This is a genomic window from Ignavibacteria bacterium, from assembly GCA_016873775.1.
Lineage (GTDB): Bacteria > Bacteroidota > Ignavibacteria > UBA10030 > F1-140-MAGs086 > JAGXRH01.
The window spans coordinates 1-2,223 of the sequence record VGWC01000141.1; the positions used below are offsets into that span (position 1 = coordinate 1).

A 2,223-nucleotide genomic window follows, 5' to 3' on the forward strand; every position below is an offset into this window, starting at 1 on the left:
GATGAGAAGGAACATTATGATGGTACTGAACATACTTCCGCCGCCATCACCTTGCGGAGCCATTGCTATTATTTGATTCATAGGTTATAGTTAGTTGTTATTTGTTAATTGTGTTTGAAAAATTTTATTTTGTCACAGTTGTTCAATCCGTTTTATTTCTGCTTTAATGTCATCAATAACATCTTTGTTTTGAATTTCTTTTTTATCTCCAACCTTCGCAGAAAAAAGATAAAATACTTTCCCTCCAAAAACTTCTGCAAACTTTTGATGCGTCTTTTCTTGCAGAGCATATTCCTTAAAAATCTCCGGAAGTTGTATTCCTTCGTTAATCGGTTTTATTTGCAAACCAATGTATTTCTCTTTTATCCTTATAAAGAAGTCCACATTCAATAATCTATCCCACTCATCCGGTGCGGCTTCGATTTTTACTCCAAGAATTTTTTGAAGTTGTCCATAAACTGTTTGTATCTCAGTAACATAGCCATCGTACGTGCGGTCAATAACCAACTGTATCATATAATCAACACAATCTTGTTCGGTAATTTCCGCAACTTCCGATTGAATTACTTCGGTGATTTTCGTGTAAAGTTTTTTGCCGAGTTCGGCTATGTGTTCTTTAGGTCTTACATTTTTGAAATAATATTCTCTCCATTCGTCAACACTTTTTGGGGAGCATTTTCTAATTGATTCAGAAGTTGGTCCAACATTTCTTTTGAAATTAAGTTGGAAACGATTCATCGCCGAATTAAGAATCCACTCTTTAGCCATTACTGTATTGCGGCAGATTCAAAAATTTTCCTTTGTATTTGAAATCCATACTCGTATCAACGTGCGCCAAACCATTTTTGATTAAGTGTGCATTGAGAAATGTTTTATTTTCGAGGTAAAGATAGCAAAGCAAATTATTTTCTTTATCGTATTTCTTTGTGTCGAACTTTATGAAAACTTTTTTCCCTTTTGTTTTTTCTTCCAAGAATTTTGTCGCTTTACCATTAACAGTTTCATCTTCTTTCACGCCAATAAGTTTTACCGTTACATCGTTACTCAATTTTATTTTTTCAGAACTTAGTACTTCTTTCACGGTAAAAAACTCTTCTCTTTTTTTACTTCCATTTTTATCGAGCCGTGAACCAAACTGTAATTTTTTCGGGTCAACTTTGAACTCAAGTGCGTGCGGGTCTTTGAAAATGTATGGAAGTTTTTGGATTTCATTTTCAAAATCAATCGTTGTCTTTTGCGTTGAAAATTCAAACGAAGTTCCGTAAATATCTTTTTGATTCGCACTAAGTCTTTTCTTGATGATGGGAATGAATTCAGCATTGATTTCATAACCAAGAGAATTTCTTCCAAGATTTTTTGCCGCAAGATTTGTCGTACCGCTTCCGGTAAACGGGTCAAGCACTGTATCGCCAACGAAAGAAAACATTTTTATTAACCGTCTTGGTAATTCTTCGGGAAACATAGCAAGATGCTTGTCTTGTCGCACTCCTGCAAAATTCCAATGTCCGGTAAAAAAGGTATTCCATTCTTCCGCAGTCATTTTGGAAAGTTCTTTCTGTTCTTTCGTTGGTTTTGGAGCTTCGCCAAGTTTTTTGAAAATCAAAATGAACTCATAATCAATTTTCAAAATTCCGTTTCTCGGATACGGATACGAACCCATTTGTACTCCGCCGCCCGTTGTGTTCGACGTAGTAACTTTTTGCCAAATGATTGCACCCATATAATCAAAGCCAACATTTTCGCAGAACTTAATTATTTCTTCTCGAATGGGAATTACTTTGTAACGTCCATAATAAACAGAGCGTGCAAATTGGTCGCCAATGTTCACACACAATCTACAGCCATTGTGCAAAACTCGATAACATTCTTTCCAAACAAGATTGAGATTGTTGATGTAATTCTCATAACTATCGTGAAAACCGATTTGCTCTTTTGTTCCATAATCTTTGAGTTGCCAATACGGTGGAGAAGTAATTACCAAATGCACAGAATTATTTTGCAATTCCGTCATTTGCCTGCTATCACCGTTTATTATTTTATGATTTGTTGTCAAGGTTTATGTTACAGAATTTAAATTTCACTCTCAAGAATTTCTTCACTCTCACTCCTCATCGCCATCGAAGCAAGCATTTCTCTCTTCCATTCCGCAAAACGTTTTTCTCGAATTGCGTTGCGTGTTTCTTTCATCAGCCATTGATAAAAATACAAGTTGTGAATTGTTGC

At 35.4% G+C, this 2,223-nt stretch carries 3 protein-coding genes; all 3 read right to left on the bottom strand.

Annotated features, from left to right (window positions below; translation table 11 throughout):
* Positions 1-132 precede the first annotated feature (132 nt).
* Entirely contained in the window at positions 133-768 is a 636-nt protein-coding gene (locus FJ218_11365) for an MjaI family restriction endonuclease (protein ID MBM4167500.1), read from the bottom strand.
* Positions 761-2,011, bottom strand: coding sequence for a site-specific DNA-methyltransferase (locus tag FJ218_11370; protein MBM4167501.1), 1,251 nt, complete (start codon positions 2,009-2,011; stop codon positions 761-763). The genes FJ218_11365 and FJ218_11370 overlap by 8 nt, the downstream gene beginning before the upstream one ends.
* Before the next feature lie 59 nt (positions 2,012-2,070).
* Positions 2,071-2,223 (bottom strand): tRNA guanosine(34) transglycosylase Tgt (locus tag FJ218_11375; protein MBM4167502.1); only part of this gene is annotated, 153 nt, incomplete at its 5' end.